13 protein-coding genes are annotated in these 16079 nt (G+C 69.2%); 8 read left to right on the top strand and 5 right to left on the bottom strand.

Annotation, left to right across the window (positions count from 1 at the left end):
- Positions 1–162: 162 nt before the first annotated feature.
- Complete coding sequence (locus tag GQ56_RS0135195; protein WP_031403108.1) at positions 163–1257, bottom strand: potassium channel family protein; 1095 nt, start codon at positions 1255–1257, stop codon at positions 163–165.
- Between the two features lie 84 nt (positions 1258–1341).
- Entirely contained in the window at positions 1342–2676 is a 1335-nt protein-coding gene (locus GQ56_RS0135190; RefSeq protein WP_031403107.1) for an NAD(P)/FAD-dependent oxidoreductase, read from the bottom strand.
- Positions 2677–2900: 224 nt separating this feature from the next.
- On the opposite strand from GQ56_RS0135190, the gene GQ56_RS0135185 reads away from it, so the two are divergent.
- Together GQ56_RS0135185 and GQ56_RS0135180 are read left to right on the top strand one after the other, a co-directional pair.
- Positions 2901–3755 (top strand): helix-turn-helix domain-containing protein, encoded by an 855-nt coding sequence (locus tag GQ56_RS0135185; protein ID WP_031403106.1) that lies wholly within the window; start codon positions 2901–2903, stop codon positions 3753–3755.
- A gap of 118 nt (positions 3756–3873) precedes the next feature.
- On the top strand, positions 3874–5541 hold the full coding sequence (locus tag GQ56_RS0135180; RefSeq protein WP_031403105.1) for an ATP-binding domain-containing protein: 1668 nt from the start codon (positions 3874–3876) through the stop codon (positions 5539–5541).
- A gap of 42 nt (positions 5542–5583) precedes the next feature.
- Here GQ56_RS0135180 and GQ56_RS0135175 read toward each other — a convergent pair whose 3' ends face one another.
- Entirely contained in the window at positions 5584–7143 is a 1560-nt protein-coding gene (locus GQ56_RS0135175; RefSeq protein WP_031403104.1) for a methyl-accepting chemotaxis protein, read from the bottom strand.
- A 231-nt stretch (positions 7144–7374) separates the two neighbouring features.
- On the opposite strand from GQ56_RS0135175, the gene GQ56_RS0135170 reads away from it, so the two are divergent.
- A complete protein-coding gene (locus tag GQ56_RS0135170) occupies positions 7375–8892 on the top strand; it encodes an MDR family MFS transporter (protein ID WP_031403103.1) in 1518 nt (505 codons plus the stop codon).
- A 299-nt stretch (positions 8893–9191) separates the two neighbouring features.
- Positions 9192–9356 carry a hypothetical protein gene (locus GQ56_RS45715; protein WP_161788598.1) on the top strand — a complete coding sequence of 55 codons (165 nt, stop codon included), beginning with the start codon at positions 9192–9194 and terminating at the stop codon, positions 9354–9356.
- A gap of 34 nt (positions 9357–9390) precedes the next feature.
- Here GQ56_RS45715 and GQ56_RS0135160 read toward each other — a convergent pair whose 3' ends face one another.
- On the bottom strand, positions 9391–10389 hold the full coding sequence (locus tag GQ56_RS0135160; RefSeq protein ID WP_031403102.1) for a quinone oxidoreductase family protein: 999 nt from the start codon (positions 10387–10389) through the stop codon (positions 9391–9393).
- A gap of 131 nt (positions 10390–10520) precedes the next feature.
- Here GQ56_RS0135160 and GQ56_RS0135155 point away from each other — a divergent pair, with 131 nt between their 5' ends.
- Positions 10521–11393 carry a LysR family transcriptional regulator gene (locus GQ56_RS0135155; RefSeq protein ID WP_031403101.1) on the top strand — a complete coding sequence of 291 codons (873 nt, stop codon included), beginning with the start codon at positions 10521–10523 and terminating at the stop codon, positions 11391–11393.
- Between the two features lie 252 nt (positions 11394–11645).
- Here the strand turns inward: GQ56_RS0135155 and GQ56_RS0135150 are convergent, their stop codons facing one another.
- The gene (locus tag GQ56_RS0135150) at positions 11646–13019 is read right to left on the bottom strand and encodes an MFS transporter (protein ID WP_031403100.1); all 1374 of its coding nucleotides are present in this window, start codon (positions 13017–13019) and stop codon (positions 11646–11648) included.
- 426 nt (positions 13020–13445) lie between these two features.
- Here GQ56_RS0135150 and GQ56_RS0135145 point away from each other — a divergent pair, with 426 nt between their 5' ends.
- The 3 genes from GQ56_RS0135145 (at position 13446) to GQ56_RS0135135 (ending at position 15982) form a co-directional block, all read left to right on the top strand.
- A complete protein-coding gene (locus tag GQ56_RS0135145; protein ID WP_031403099.1) occupies positions 13446–14465 on the top strand; it encodes an AraC family transcriptional regulator in 1020 nt (339 codons plus the stop codon).
- A gap of 95 nt (positions 14466–14560) precedes the next feature.
- On the top strand, positions 14561–15124 hold the full coding sequence (locus GQ56_RS0135140; protein ID WP_031403098.1) for a GNAT family N-acetyltransferase: 564 nt from the start codon (positions 14561–14563) through the stop codon (positions 15122–15124).
- A 9-nt stretch (positions 15125–15133) separates the two neighbouring features.
- The gene (locus GQ56_RS0135135) at positions 15134–15982 is read left to right on the top strand and encodes a MerR family transcriptional regulator (protein WP_031403097.1); all 849 of its coding nucleotides are present in this window, start codon (positions 15134–15136) and stop codon (positions 15980–15982) included.
- The last annotated feature ends 97 nt before the right edge of the window (positions 15983–16079 follow it).

Raw genomic sequence — 16079 nt, 5'->3', positions numbered from 1 at the left:
TGGCTATCCGTGAACTTCGACTTCTTCATTGCGTAGAACTCCCTTTGCTGGAAATTCTACTTCCGATCCCGCTTACTGGCCGGGGGTATTACCCAAAGATGCCCACCCCAAAAAAATACCAATAACCAATTGAATTTATTGATTTTTTTAAACCCGCAACGGTCAAACATCCGGATCCGGAATCCGCGCCGACTGGATCACGACCAGCGTATCCCCTGCCTCGATCCTGCACGGCGGATCCTCGTAGAACGAAAAGATCTTCCCGCACCGGTCGAGCCCGACGACGATCGCCCCCGGCACGACGTTCGTCATGCAGCCGACCTCTTGCGGCATCGCCTCGCGCTCCAGCAGCGTCGCGCGCCCGCGTGTCGACAGCATGTCGTTCACGAACGGCACGATGTAACGGCTGTGCACGGCGTCCGCGAGCAGCAGCGCGCCGATTTTCGTCGACGAAACGATCACGTCCGCGCCCGCCTGCCGCAGTTGCCGCTGGTACAGGTTCTCCTGGATCCGCACGACGATCTTCGTGTCGGGCGCGATGCTGCGCACCGACAGCGTCAGCAGGATCGCGGTCGGATCGTCGGTCACCGAAATGATCACGGCCTTCGCCGAGCGCACCTGCGCCTGCTGCAACAGATCCTCGTGGGCGGGATCGCCGAGCAGCCCCGTCACGCCCAGCGACGTCGCGGCCTCGAGCGCCTGCTGCTGCGAATCGATCACGATGACCGTCGCGGGATCGACGCCGCTCTCGAGCAACTCGCGTACGGCGATCGATCCCGACAGCCCGTAACCGCAGACGACGATGTGATCGGACAATTGCTTCTGCAGGCGTTTCATGCGGAATTCCTCGACGACGCGCTGGATCACGAACTGATATGCCGTGCCCAGGAAAATGAACCAGATGACGATGCGGATCGGCACGATGAAGAACGCATCGATCAGGCGCGCCCGCGCGGTGACGGGCACGATATCGCCGTAGCCGACCGTCGCGACCGTGACCATCGTGAAGTACACGAGATCGGCGACGGTCATCGGCGTGCTCTTGGTCGAATCGCGCAATCCGTCGCGATCGAGATACAGCACGAGGAACGCGAGCGTGCACAGCAGCACGACCGCGCCGAGACGGAACAGCAGCGTGCGCCGCGGCGATGTCGCGGGACGCGTGAACAGTGTCTGCGCACGCGGCGCCTGCCACGGGTTGCGGGCGCGACGCAAGCGTGAACGCAACGAGCGGCGCTTGTCGGAAGGCGTGGCCAACGGGGAATATCTCCTGAAGGATGCGGGCTCGATTCTACGATGGGCCGGCCGCGACGGGCCGGCGTTTCTGCGTTGATTGCTCCGTTACAGCATGCTGCGCGGCCGCACCATCGTGCCGTCGACGAAACGCCGCGCACGAAACGCCGACAGGTCGAGCGACGGCGCACCCGTGTCGATCCATTCGGCAAGCAGCCGGCCGACGATCGGCCCCATCGCGAAACCGTGACCGCAAAACCCCGTCGCGATCGCCAGCCCGGACGGCGCGCCCGGCGCGTCGATCACCGGAACGCCGTCGGGCAGCACGTCGATCAGGCCGGCCCATGCCTCGACGATCTGCGCGTCCTTCAGCGCGGGAAAGATCGCCTTGAGCTTCGCAAGCGCGCGCGGCGCATGCGCGCGATTCGGCTGCGGCTGCGGATCGCGCGGCTCGATCGGCCCGCGCGCGCCGCCGATGCGCGCCAGCGCATCGCGCCACGCGGATGCGTCCAGGTGCAGCCGGAACTTGTCGCGCTGCGACCAGAATTCCGGCCAGAACAGGCTCAGCCCGCGCAGGTGGCCGAGCGTGAGGTCGACGTCGACCTGCATGTCGTCGGCAAGATTGATCGTGCCGTTGCTGCGCTGGCGGATACCGAGGCCGTGCCCCCACACCGTCGACGCGGAAACCGGCGGCACCACATTGGTGCGCATGCAGGTGCCGCGCACGGCCTGCTGCGGCAACCGGATGCCGACGCCGTCGAGCAGCCGGAAACTGGTCGCGCCGGCCGCGCAGATCGCGCGCCGCGTGCGAATCGTGCCGCGCTCGGTCACGACGCCGACGACCGCGCCGCCGGCGGTCTCGATCGCGGTCACGCCGCAGCCTTCGAAGAAACGCGCGCCGGCCTCGACGGCACGCGCGGCGAACGCCGCGGCCACGCGGCGCGGCTCGGCCTGCCCGTCGCTCGCGGTGTACAGCCCGCCGAGCGTGCGCGCCTGCGGCGAAAGGCCGCTGACGCGCTCGTCGATCTGAGCGCGCGTCAGCGTGCGCGTGTCGAGCCCGTACTCGCGCGCGACGGCGAGCCACGCGTTGAACGACGCCCAGTCCGTTTCGTTGTCCGCAATATAGAGACAGCCGCCCTGCCGCCATTCGAGATCGAAACCGAGCGTTTCCTCTAATGCTTCCCAGATCCGCATGCCGGCCATCATCAACGGCACCTCGGCGGCCTCGCGGCCCTGCTGCCGTACGAAGCCCCACGCGCGCGTCGACTGCTGTCCGGCGATGCGCGACTTGTCCAGCACGACGGCCTTCAGGCCGCGCAGGCCCAGGTAGTACGCGGCCGCGCAGCCCATGATGCCGGCGCCGGCGATCACGACATCGGCTTCGAGCGGGAACGCATCCCCAGCGCGGGTCAAGGTGTCATGCAACGGATAGGTTGTCGTCATTGTTTCCTGTCGGGCGTTAATGCGGGTGGATACGTCCATTACGGTAACGGGATGACACACCTTTCACACAAAACGCACCGTTCTCGACATGGAATAACGACCATTTTGCGGTAAAGTTATCTTTTCCGCGCGTGGCCGGTCGGCTCGCCCCTGGACGTCATGAAGACTGTCCGTCGAGACTGCCGCAAGGCGTCGTTCTGAACGTCACGATCCGTTCCCGTAGCATGACCACTGAAGCAATCACCACGGATTCCCTCGCGGTTGCCGAGCGCGTGCGCGAGCTGATGACCCGCAACGGCATCGGCAAGCGCCAGCAGACCACCGAGCTGTGCCGCATCCTCGACCTGAGTTTCTCGCAAGGCCATCGCAAATTGCGCGGCAGCAGCCCCTGGACGCTCGCGCAGATCAAGAAAGTCGCCGAAGCGTACGGCGAACCCGCCGCGCAGCTGTTCGGCGCACAAACGCTCGACCCCGGCATGGTCGGCGCCTATTCGCAGGAAGCCGTACTTTATGCGGGCGTCGCCGAGATTCCGTGCACCGCATGGATCGGCGCGCCGCTCGAGGCCGGCGCGCGCCCCGAATTCGTCGGGTATGAGCAGAACGGCCGCTGGCGCGTGCTGCGCCATACCGGCGTGCTGTACCAGAACGCGTACGACGTGCACAAGATCGAGATCTATCCGCGCCGCGCGGAGAGCGACAAGCTCGTCGTCGCGGTGATCGACCCCGATGGCGTCAGCGCGACCGAGCTGTGCCGCTATCTCGAACGGCAGGGTTTCGCGACGGCCGCGTTCGACGGCCTCGCGCCGTTCGTCGATGCACTGCAGGGCCAGGCGTTCGACGCGGTCCTGACCGAATGGCTGTTCGACGACGGCACGGCCGCCACGGCCATCAAGGCGGTGCGCACGTCCGACAACCCGGGTGCGCCGATCTTCGTCCTGACGGGCGACCTGCTCACCGGCCGCGCGAGCGAGGCCGACATCAGCGACGTGATCCGCGCGTTCGACGTCGTCTGCTACGAAAAGCCCGCGCGCATGGCGATCCTCAGCGCCGATCTCGCGAAACGGCTCGCACGCGGGTAATCGCCGCCGCGGCGCGTCGACGGCCGCTCGGCATCGCGGCCGTGTCGTAAAACGGGGGCGCGGCTCAGTACAATAGCCGCTCCCGTTCACGCCACGCCGGCTTCCGCCGCCCGACTCCATGGCCCGCCTCATCCCCGACGACTGGAAAAGCCTCGCCGCGACCGGCGCGGCCGAACGCGAGCGCGAAACGCTCGCCGCGCTCGAACACGCGCTGCCCGACGACTACACCGTGTATCACGGCGTGCACTGGACGCGCGCCGAGCACGCGTTCTCGGTGTTCGGCGAGGCCGCGTTCGTCGTCGTGAGCCCGGCCGGCCGCGTGCTGCTGATCGAGCAGAAGGCCGGCTTCCTGCGCGAAACGCCGAAGGGGCTCGTCAAGGTCTATCTGCAGAAGGAGCGCAACGTCCCGATCCAGCTCGCGCGCACGCAGGAAACGCTGCACCGGCGCCTGACGGCCGCGCTCGGCGCGGGCGTCTACGGCGTCGAGGCGCTGCTGTACTGCCCCGATTATTCGATCCGCGACGCATCGATCGCCGGCGTCGCGGCCGACCGCATCGTCGATGCGTCGCGCAAGGCACAGCTCGCCCAGGTGATCCTGCGGGTGCTGCCCGAGGACGACGAACCCGTTCCGAACGCGTCGAAGCTGCACCACTTCCTCGCGGACGAACTGGCGCTCACGCCCGACACCAGCGCGCTCGTCGGGCAGGCCGGCACGCTCGTCACACGGCTGTCGGGCGGGCTCGCCGCGTGGGCGCGCCAGCTCGAATTCGCGCCGTTCCGGCTGCGCGTGACCGGCACGGCCGGCTCGGGCAAGACGCAGCTCGCGGTGCAGGCGATGCGCGACGCGGTCGCGGCCGGCAAGCGCGTGCTCTACGTGTGCTTCAACCGGCCGCTGGCCGACTACATCGCGCGCATCGCGCCGCCGGGCGCGCAGATCGCGAACTACCACCAGCTGTGCGACTGGGTCGCGCGCGACGGCGGTTATACGCCCGACTTCCAGGTGCCCGGCGAGTTCGAACGGCTCGAAACACGTTTCGCCGAAGCGCCGATCCCCGAGCGCTGGCGCTTCGACGTGCTGGTCGTCGACGAAGGACAGGATTTCCATGCGTCGTGGGCGGCGGCGCTGGCGCGTCTGCTCGCGCCGGACGGCGCATGGTGGTGGCTGGAGGATCCGCTGCAGAACCTGTACATGCGCGAGCCCGTCGCGCTGCCGGGCTGGGTCACGCTGAAGGCGCTCACGAACTACCGCAGCCCGCGCGACCTGCTCGAATTCGTGCGCGACGTGGTCGGCCGGGTCGAGCCGCTCGCGGCCGAACTGCGCTCGGGCAGCCCGTTCGACGGGTCCGATCCGGCGGTATCGGTCTACGGGGAGGCCGGCACTTCAGGCGACGCGCTGGCCGAAGCCTGCATCGACGCGACCAAGCGCGCGATCACGCAGGCGCTGTCGCTCGGCTTCCGCAAGCAGGACATCGCGTTGCTGTCGTATCGCGGCCGCGACGGCTCGGTGCTCGCCCCGCTCGACCAGCTGGGCCCGCACCGGCTCAAGCGCTTCACCGGCAAGTACGACCTGTTCGGCAACCCGGAATATCGCGAAGGCGACGTGCTGCTCGATTCGATCTATCGCTTCAAGGGCCAGTCGGCGCCGTGCGTGATCCTCACCGAGGTCGACTTCGACACGCTCGACGCGCGCGCCGCGCGCAAGCTGTTCGTCGGCGCGACGCGCGCGACGATGAAGCTGCTGATCGTCGCGTCGTCACGCGCGGCCGCGCACCTCGCGGCCGGCTGACGCAAAAGGGCGGCTGGCGTGCGCGCCGCCGCCCGCCACCGGTCAGGCGACCCGGAACGCGCCCACCGCGCGGCGCAGCCCGTCGGCCTGCTCTTCCAGCGACGACGCCGCGGCCGCGGCCTGTTCGACGAGCGCCGCGTTCTGCTGCGACACCTGATCCATCTGCGACACCGCGCGGTTCACCTGCTCGATCCCGTCGCGCTGCTCGTTCGACGCGGCCGCGATCTCGGTCATGATGCCCGTCACGCGCCCGATCGCCTGCTGGATGTCCTGCATCGTCGCGCCGGCCATGCCGACGAGCCGCGAGCCGTTCGCGACGCGCTCGACCGATTCGCCGATCAGCGTGCGGATTTCCTTCGCCGCGGACGCCGAACGCTGCGCCAGCGTGCGCACCTCGCCCGCGACCACCGCGAAGCCGCGGCCCTGCTCGCCCGCACGCGCGGCCTCGACGGCCGCGTTCAGCGCCAGGATGTTGGTCTGGAACGCGATGCCCTCGATCGTGCCGATGATGTCGGCGACCTTCTGCGAGCTCTGGTCGATCTCGTTCATCGTGCCGATCACCTCGCCGACCACCGTCGCGCCGCGCGTCGCGATCTCGCTCGCGCTGTCCGCGCACGCCTGCGCCTCGAGCGCATTGTCGGCGTTCTGCTTCACGGTCGCCGTCAGTTGCTCCATGCTCGCGGCCGTTTCCTGCAGCGCGGACGCCTGCTCTTCCGTGCGCTGCGACAGGTCGGTGTTGCCCGCCGCGATCTGGTGCGTCGCGGTCGAGATCGCCTCGGAGCCCTGGCTGACCTGGCGCACCGTGTCGGCGAGGCTGCGCTGCATGCCCGTCACGCCCTTGACCAGCTCGGCCATCTCGTCACGCGACGACCAGCGCACCTCCGACGTCAGGTCGCCGTCCGACAGGCGGCGGAAATGCGACAGCAGCCGGTTCACCGGCTGCGTGATCGCGTAATGCAGGCCGATCGCGCAGCCGAGGCAGGCGGCCAGGCCGAACGCGATACCCGCGATCGCGCCCGCGCGCATCCAGCCGTAATAGGTCTGCGCGGTGTCGTAGACGTCCTTGCCGCGCGCGACCTGGTACGCGTCGAGCGCATCGGTCGCCTGCGTGAGCGCGACCGACAGCGACGGCGCCACCGACATCAGCAGCCGGTCGGCCTCGTCGCGCCGGCCGTCGCGGACGGCATCGATCATCGGCTTCAGCGCCTGCCCGATCAGCGCCTGGCGCGCGGCGTCGACACGGCTCGCGAGCGGCGCTTCGTCGCCCTCGTGCGGCATCGACGCGTAGCCGCGCCACGCCGTATCGGCCTTCGCGAGATAGTTCTCGGCCTTCTTGACGAGATCGGGTACTTCCGGCGCTTCCGGGTGCAGCAGCGCGCGATCGATCGTGGTGCGCACGATCGTCAGGTTCAGGCTGGCCGCCGACAACGCGGTCTTCGCGGCCAGTTGCTGGTTATAGGCCTCGTCGAGTGCGCGGTTCGAGCTCTGCATGCCGGCCAGGCCGATCAGCCCCGACACGACAAGCAGCGCGGCGACGAGGCCGAGCGTGGAGAAGATCCGCGTACGGATCGAGAAACGGGAAAACAGGACGTTCAGGTTCATGTCGGGACGTGAGCGGTGAAGTGCGCCGCGGCAATCGGCGCGCGGCACTCTGGATTACGGTTTCCCTGCAGAAAACTTGAGTCCGTCCCCGCTTTTCCGCTGATCCCGGTCAAATTTTCGCGCCGGCAATCTCCTGTTACCTCTGCAACATATCGAGCCTCGGCAGAAGTTGACTGGTCAATCATTGGTCGCTATATTTCGATGCAATTCCCTGCCATGGCAGATATATCGATGACTACCGATACCCTCCCGACCCCGCCGGCCGCCGAAGCGGCCCGCCGCGATGCACCGACCGGGCTGATCATCGCCGCGCTGCTGCTCGTGATGCTGCTGTCCGCACTCGACCAGACGATCGTGTCGACCGCGCTGCCGACGATCGTCGGCGAGCTGGGCGGGCTCGACCAGTTGTCGTGGGTCGTCACCGCCTACCTGCTGTCGTCCACCGTCGTGCTGCCGCTGTACGGCAAGCTCGGCGACCTGTACGGCCGCAAGATCGTGCTGCAGGCCGCGATCGTGCTGTTCCTCGCCGGCTCCGCGCTGTGCGGCGTCGCCCAGGACATGACGCAGCTGATCGTGCTGCGCGCGCTACAGGGGCTCGGCGGCGGCGGCCTGATGGTCGTCACGATGGCGGCGATCGGCGATCTGATCCCGCCCGATCGCCGGGCGCGCTACCAGGGCATGTTCGGCGGCGTCTACGGGCTGGCGACGATCATCGGCCCGCTGCTCGGCGGCTTCCTGGTCGAGCACCTGTCGTGGCGCTGGATCTTCACGATCAACCTGCCGCTCGGCTTTCTCGCGCTCGCCGTGATCGGCGTCGCGTTCCGGCCGCACGCCGCGCACGTGAAGCACCGGATCGACTACATGGGCGCCGCTTTCCTCGCAACGGCCCTCACCTGCGTGATCCTGTTCACGAGCGAAGGCGGCTCGCTGCTGCCGTGGACCTCGCCGCAACTGTGGATGACGCTCGCGCTCGGCCTCGTGGCGATCGGCGGCTTCATTTATGAAGAGCGGCTCGCGGCCGAGCCGATCATCCCGCTCGAACTGTTCCGCCATCGCACGTTCGTGCTGGTCAGCCTGATCGGCTTCGTGGTCGGCACCGCGCTGTTCGGCTCGGTCACGTTCATCCCGCTCTACCTGCAGGTCGTGAAGGGTTCGACGCCGTCGCAGGCCGGGATGCAGTTGCTGCCGATGATGGGCGGGATGCTCGCGACGTCGGTGGTCAGCGGCCGGCTGATCTCGCGGCTCGGCTCGTACCGGATGTTCCCGATCGCGGGCACGCTGATCGGCGGGATCGCGCTGGCGCTGCTGTCGACGCTGACGCTCGATACGCCGCTGCATACGATGTATGCGTACATGGCGCTGCTCGGGATCGGCCTCGGGATGGTGATGCCCGTGCTCACGCTCGCGGCGCAGAACACGGTCGAGTTCCGGCACATGGGTGTCGCGACGTCGGGCGCGACGCTGTTCCGCTCGATCGGCAGCTCGATCGGCGTCGCGGCGTTCGGCGCGCTGTTCTCGCACGGATTGCAGACGCGGATATTGCAGGCGCTGCCGGCCGGCACGGAACTGCCGCCCGCGCTCGGCCCGGGCGCCGTGCACCAGTTGCCGGATGCCGTGCGCGACCTGTACCTGCATGCGTTCGCGGGCTCGCTGCACGTCGTGTATCTGGCGGCGGCGGTCGTGGTCGCGATCGCATTCGTGCTCGCGTGGTTCGTCGAGGATGCGCCGCTGCGCTCCTCGCGTGCATGATCAGGCAAGCCGCCGGCGCTTGCTCCCTCGGCCGGCGCTGCCCGTTCCGGAATCGGGTGGTCTCGCGGCGCCCCGCCGCGCAGCGTCGCCGCTCGCACCCGCCGATTATTCCGGCTGCGTAAGCCGCCGACGGTGTCAATGGCGCCCGGAATGACGTCCTGCAAAAGGCAGCCCTGTACGACAGCGCGGACAATATAGACACGTTCCATGTTTCAACGCAGTTCATCAGCGAATCGTTCAAAGAGCTTTACAAGCACTACGACCCCAAGAAAAAAGACGATCCCGATTTCGAAATCCTGTTGAAGCGGCAGGAGCCCAAATACCGCGTCATCATTCTCGGCGTATCGACCGATCGCGACCGGCTCGCCACGGCGAACGGGCACCGGACGTTTTCGCTGGCCGTGTCGCTGGCCGAAGCACCGCCCGTGCCCCCGCAACCCGACATCAGCAGCGTCGAGGTCTGACGCGGCGCGGATGCGATCGACGCGCCGCGCGCCGTCACGGCACCAGTACCACCGCCCCCGTCGTCGCGCGCGACTCCAGCAGCCGGTGCGCGTCGGCCGCCTGTTCGAGCGGCAGCCGCGCGCCGATCTCGACGTGCATCCCGCCCGCCAGCCGTTCGAGCGTCACGCGCGCCGCTTCGCGATACCCGGCCACGTCGCGCGCGATGAAGCCGAGCACGCTCGGCCGCGCGAGCGCGATCGAGCGCGCCGGCCCCAGTTCGTCGAGATCGAAGGTCTGCCGCGCACCGATCGAGGCCACCTGCCCGATGCTCGCGACCATGCCGAACGGACGGATCGCGCCAAGCGTGCGCGTCAGCACGTCGCCGCCGATCCCGTCGATCGCGTAGTCGACCCCCGCGCCGCCGCCGAACGCACGGGCCGCCGCGACGAAATCCGCCTCGCGGTAGTCGACCACCTGCTCCGCACCCTGAGCCCGCGCCAGCGCCGCCTTCGCGGCCGACCCGACCGTACCGATCACCCGCGCCCCGAGCGCGCGGGCCCACTGCGTCGCGAGCAGACCGACGCCGCCCGCCGCCGCATGCACCAGCACCGTGTCGCCGGCGCCGACCTGCCGGACGCGATGCAGCAGCATGTAAACGGTGATGCCTTTCAGCAGCCCGGCCGCAACGGCATCGTCGCTCAGGCCATCGGGGATCGGCATCACGCGCGCGGCCGGCAGCGTGCGCACGCTCGCATAGCTGCCGGTCGGCATTCCCGCATACGCGACCCGCTGGCCCGGCGCGAGATCCGTCACGCCGGGCCCGACCGCGTCGATCACGCCGGCGGCCTCGACGCCGAGCGCATCCGGCAGCGCAGGCAATGCGTGCGCACCCGTCCTGAAATAGATGTCGACGAAATTCACGCCGACGGCGGTCTGGCGAATCCGCACCTCGCCCGCGCCAGGCGGCGCAACAGGCGCATCGACGCGGCGCAGCACGCCGGCGTCGCCGTAACGGTCGATCCCGATCCGGATGGCGGTGGTGGTTTGGGTCATGACGTTCCTCGCAATCGAATGATGTGACACGATCATCCCATCGTGCATAATCGATCGGAATTCCCGCTTTCCACCCATCTACTGTGCAAAATTCGACCGACCAGACTCCATTGCCCGCCTCCGTGCCGCCGATGAGCTGGGACGACATCCGCTACTTTCTCGCGGTGATGCGCGGCGGCAGCCTGTCGGCCGCCGCAAGGGCGCTGCAGGTCCAGCATTCGACGGTGGCACGGCGCATCGACGCGCTGGAGTCCGCGCTCGGCATCCGGCTGTTCGACCGGCTGCCGCGCGGCTGGCCGCCGACCGACGAAGGGCTGCACCTCGCCGAGCATGCGGGCCGCCTCGAAGCCGACGCGCATGCGTTCGCGCGCGCCGCGCAAGGCGCGGCCGCGCTGGACGGCGTCGTGCGCGTGTCGGCGTCGCCGGTGTTCGCCAGCCATTTCCTCGCGCCGCGCCTCGCCCGTGCGCAGCGCGCATGGCCGGCGCTGCGGATCGACCTGATGGGCGAGATGCACGCGGCGAACCTGTATGCGCGCGAGGCCGATCTCGCGGTGCGGCTGTCGCGGCCGAGCGAACCGGGGCTCGCCGCGCGCCGGCTCGGCACGATGCGCTTCGCGCTGTGCGCGGCGCCCGAATGGGCGGACGCGCCGCCCGACACCTGGACCTTCGTCGGCTACGACGATGCGCTCGCGCAAACGCCGCAGCAGCAATGGCTCGAACGTTTCGCGGCCGGGCGCCGCTTCGCGTTCATCGCGAACGACCTCGCCGCGCAGCATCGCGCATGCGCGGCAGGCGCCGGCGTCGCATTGCTGCCGCGCTTTCTGGTCGACGATCCGGCCGTGCACGCCGGTGCGCCGCTCGTCGAACTGACGGCCACGCCGCATTGCGACATCGAGCGCGAAGTCTGGCTCGTGGTCCACCCGGACGTGCGGCGCTCGCCGCGCGTGCAGCGTGTCGCGGATGCGATCGCCGATGCGGTTCGCGCAGCGGACGGACAACTCTGACGCCACTGCTTCGTCAGAACCGCTTCGGCCGTCCGGCCGCGATCCGCGGCGGGTTCCGTCCCGTGCCGACCGCCCCGCCGGCGGCGACCGCGTTCACTGCCGGCGCGCTTTGCGTCGCATGACACCGCGCGACCCAAGCGCGCGGCGACGCATGCGACGCGTGCCGAATATGGCCGGCCTGCGTGCGGATTGTCCGGCCCCCGCCCCACGCAGCCGTTAGCCGAAGGCACGGCTGGCCCGGCGGCATGCCGCTCAGGACTGCCGGGCGGCCGACACCGGCCGTTCGGCGGCAGCCGCCGCCGGGCCATGATGCGTCGCCGAGCGCCGATGATCGATCAGGCCGACCGCGACAGCCGCCACCAGCGCGGGCAACCCGATCGCCATGAAGTTCTGCGCCAGCGGCAGGTCGATGCCGACCAGCGCGCCGATGACGATCGGCGCCAGGATCGCGCCGCTGCGGCCCACGCCCAACGTCCAGCCGATCCCGGTCGAACGGATCGCCGCGGGATAGAACTGCCCCGCATACGCGCAGTTGACGATCTGGGTGCCGATCGTCGACGCGCCCGCGAGGCCGACCAGCACGAACAGCAGCGCGGTCGGCATCGGATAGCCGAGCAGCGTGATCGACACGGCGGCGAGGAGATACATCGACACGAGCACCGTCTTGATCGGAAAGCGATCGGCCAGCCAGCCGCCGCCGATCGCGCCGACCATCGCGCCGGCGTTCAGCACCAGCACGAACGTCAGCGCCGAGCCGAGGCTGTGGCCGGCGTCCGCCATCAGCCGCGTCAGCCACGAACTGAGCGCGTACACCATGAACAGGCACATGAAGCACGCGATCCAGAACATCGCGGTGCTGAATCCGCGGCCGTCGTCGAACAGCTGCCGGACCGGCGCGTGGCCCGTGCGGCCCGCATGATCCGCTCGCCCAACGACGTAGCGGTCGCCCGGCTGCCGCCGATAGTCGGGATCGAGCCTCCGTGCAATGCGCGCAAGCTCGTCCGTCCTGCCGTGCCGGATCAGGAACGGCAGCGATTCCGGCATCCATTTCATGAGCAGCGGCACGAGCAGCACCGGCGCGCCCGCGGCAACGAACACGGATTGCCATCCATGGGCGTCGATCATCGCCTTGCCCATGACCGCCGCCAGCATGCCGCCGACCGAATAGCCGCTGAACATCAGCGTCACCAGCGTGCCGCGCACGCGGCGCGGCGCGTATTCGGTCATGTGGGCGATCACGTTCGGCATCACGCCGCCGATGCCGATGCCGGCGAGAAAGCGCGCGGCGCCGAACAGCGCGGGCGTCGGCGCGAGGCCGGCCGCCGCGGTAAAGACGCTGAACAGCGTCAGGCAGGCCGCGATGGCCCGGCGGCGCCCGATCCGCTCGGCGACGGTCCCGAACACGATGTTGCCGAACATCATGCCGAACAGCGCCGAGCTGACCATGAACCCGGCCTGGGCCGGATTGACGCCCATCTCGCGCATGATCGCCGGCAGCGCGATGCCGGCCACCGCGAGGTCGTAGCCGTCGAACACGACGATCAGCGCGCACCAGAACAGCACGGCGCCTTGCAGCCGGCCCGGCCGCGCCTCGTCCGAGAGCGCCTGCAGGTTGATTTCACGCATGGACCTTCCTTGTTTCAGAGGAGACTCGGGGCCGGCGGCAGCCGCCGCATCGCGCGCGTTCGAGACAGTACGATCGACCGGCCGGTCAATTTGGAAGTTGTCCGAAATACTGCCTTCGCGAGATGCACCGCTTTCCGTCCGGATGCCGGCGCAGTGTAGAAAGCCACAATGCGCGTCACTATCCGGTATTTGCGCGCGGCACGCGATTTCAGTCCGTTTTTTCCGGCGCCGCGCGCGGTGCGCTATCCGGATCCTTCCCCGGCCGGACCGCGTTTATCCGATTCTTGCGCGACCTTGGACAAGCCCGGCGAAGATCAATATCATCCGTTCAGGATATTCGGTACCCCATAGAAACCGATGTGGCACGACGCGCATCCGCAGCCAGCCGGATGCGCCGTACGAAAACCGCCGCACTGGAGACGCCCCATGCCCCTCACCCCGAATGCGGAAGTGCTGTCCGCGCTCTATCGGAATTGCGTGTTCCGATCCGGATTGCGCATGGATGCGCACGAGCAGGTCTCCGTGGAGCTGGCCGAGCATGCGCTGCGCTGGAAGCCGGGCGTGCCGGACGCGGCGCTGTTCAAGGGGCAACTGAACCACCTGAGCGTCTACGCGCTGCAGTACGGCGCCGAGGTCGAGGTCGCCCCGCGCCCGTTCGACGGCTTTTCGCTGGTCCATACGTCGCTGGCGGGCGGCGCCGAGATCGAATGCGACGGGCACGTGATGGACGTGTCCGGCGGACGCACCGCCGTGCTCGCGCCGCGGGCGCGCGTGCGCCTGCGCTGGCGGCCCGGCACCCGGCAACTGATCGTCAAGGTGCCCGATGCGCTGCTGCGGGCGGTGGCGGGCCGCCCGCCCGGCGACGCGGCGCCCGGCCTCGCACCGGGTTTCCTGTTGCCGGCCGCGCTCGCGTCGCAATGGGATCTGATCGCCCAGTCGCTGCTCAACGTGCTCGCCGTCGCCGACGACGGCGGCATCCGGGCCGAATGGCGCGACCACTTCGAACGCAGCCTCGCGCTGTTCCTGCTCGCGCATTGCCCCACACCGCCCGCCGCCGCGCATGCCGGCCCGGCACCCCAGGCGCGCGACGTCGCGACGAGAGCCGGATCGCGCGGCGGCATCCGGCAGATGGATGCGTTGCACGAGTTCATCCACGCGCGGCTCTGCGCGCCGATTTCGCTCGAGGATCTCGCCCGCGCGGCCGGCGTCGGCCAGCGCACGCTGAACGTCCTGTGCCGGCGCTACCACGGCGCGACGCCGATGGAGCTGCTGCGCAACATCCGGCTCGACGCCGCGCGCGTGCAATTGCTGACCGACCCGTCGACCAGCATCACCGATACCGCGCTCACGTTCGGCTTCGGGCACCTCGGCCGCTTCTCCGGCTACTACTTCGCCCGTTTCAACGAGCTGCCGCGCGACACGCAGAAGAAGCGGCCGCCGAACTGAGCGCGGCCGCGCCGGGCGCACGTCCGCTTTACGCGACCGGCAATCGCCCGCATAGTAGCGACTTGCCCGCATCCCCGCCCTGTCGCTTCGCCATCATGTCCGCCCCGCCAGCCGCCTGCGTCGTTCGCGACGCGACCGACGCCGACCTCGCCGCGATCCACGCGATCTATGCGCACCACGTGCGCCACAGCGTCGCCTCCTTCGAGGAAACGCCGCCCGACGTCGCCGAATTGCGCGCACGCCGCGACGCGGTGCTGCGCCACGGGCTGCCGTACCTCGTCGCCGAATGCGACGGCCGCGTGGCCGGCTACGCGTATGCGACGCCGTACCGCACGCGCAGCGCGTATCGCTTCACGATCGAGGATTCGATCTACATCGACGACGCGCAACGCGGGCGCGGGATCGGCCGTGCGCTGCTCGCGGCGCTGATCGAGCGCTGCGAGGCCGGCCCGTGGCGGCAAATGATCGCGGTGATCGCCGACGGCGGCGCCGGCGGCTCGACGTCGCTGCACCGCGCGTTCGGCTTCGAGCCGGCCGGCATGCTGAAGGCGGCCGGTTTCAAGCACGGCCGCTGGATCGACACGGCGCTGCTGCAGCGCCCGCTCGGCGACGGCGCGCGCACGCCCCCCGTCTCGCCCGAGCCTGCCGCGTCGCGCTAGAATGGGCGCATGTCAAAACAGACTCCTTCCACCCCCGACGAGGCAGCGCCGGACGCCCGCAACGAGTACACGGTCGACGAGCTGGCGCGCGTGTCCGACACGACCGTGCGCAACGTCCGCGCCTACCAGGATCGCGGGCTGCTCGCGCCGCCGGAGAAGCGCGGCCGCGTCGGCATCTACGACGACACGCACGTCGCGCGCCTGAAGCTGATCAACCACCTGCTCGCGCGCGGCTATACGCTGTCGAACATCCAGGACCTGATCAAGGCGATCGACGAAGGCCACGACCTGCGCTCGATCCTCGGCCTCGAGAACGCGATCGGCGGCCGCTGGTCGCACGAACTGCCGAAAACCTATTCGATCGCCGCGCTCGCGCAGATGTTCGGCCCGCAGGCGACCACCCAGCTGTCGCGCGTGACCGAGCTCGGGCTGCTCGAGCGGCGCGGCCTGTCGTTCGTCGCGAAGAGCCCCGCGCTGCTCGAGGCGGCGGCCGCGATGACGAAGGAAGGCATCCCGCCGCGCGAGCTGCTCGACGTGATCAGCCTCGCCCGGCCGCACTTCGACGCGATCGCGCGGCTGCTGGTGGATCTCGTCGTGAAGCGGCTCGACCGCTACGACGCCGATACGCTGCCGCCCGCCACCGACGTGCCCGAGCTGGTCGACGCGATCTGGCGCCTGCGCCCGCTCGCGGCCGTGTTCGTCGAAGGCGAGACGAACCGCGCGCTCGAAACCGCGGCGAGCGCCTATCTCGGCGGCCGCGTCGCGACGATCCTCGACAGGAAGCTCAGCGACGAGGCCGCGCGGCAGTCGGGCCCGGGCGATTCGTCAGGGCCGCAAGGCGACGGCGACAAAGCGTAGGGCCGCCGCCGTCATATTCATATCGGCAATGCTTCGTTTGCGGGCGCGATCGTCCGTGCGACGATTCTTCCAACCGAGCGGCACCGGCCGCTCGCCC

Source organism: Burkholderia paludis, from assembly GCF_000732615.1.
In the GTDB taxonomy this organism is placed as follows: Bacteria; Pseudomonadota; Gammaproteobacteria; order Burkholderiales; family Burkholderiaceae; genus Burkholderia; species Burkholderia paludis.
The sequence above is the reverse complement of the archived record's forward strand: the minus strand, read 5'-3'. Positions and strand labels throughout refer to the sequence as shown.